We start from the raw sequence: 354 nt of genomic DNA, 5'->3' as shown, positions 1-354 counted from the left end.
AGTGCACAGACGAACAAGACCCTTCGCATCCTCGGCACCCGGGGCGTACCTGCCGCGCATGGTGGCTTTGAAACCTTCGCTGAATACCTGTCGCTGTACTTGGTAGCCCAGGGCTGGCGCGTGGTCGTGTATTGCCAGGACGAAGGCACCGGGCCCGTGTTTGAAGACACCTGGCAAGGTGTGGAGCGCGTGCACATCCCAGTGAGCCAGGAAGGCCCCAAGGGCACCATTGTGTTTGACTGGCAAGCCACAGCCCACGCCGCCAAGCACCGCGACTTGTGCCTGACACTGGGCTACAACACTGCGGTGTTTTGCGCGCTGCTGCGGCTCAAGGGCATTCCCAACGTTATCAAC

At 61.3% G+C, this 354-nt stretch carries 1 protein-coding gene; it reads left to right on the top strand.

Annotated features, from left to right (window positions below; all coding sequences use genetic code 11):
• Positions 1-354 (top strand): DUF1972 domain-containing protein (locus AC1D1Y_RS27035; protein ID WP_477685043.1); only part of this gene is annotated, 354 nt, incomplete at both ends.

It is taken from the genome of Polaromonas sp. P1_G1, assembly GCF_056405595.1.
Note: the sequence above shows the minus strand (reverse complement) of the source record. Positions and strands in the feature narration are given on the sequence as shown.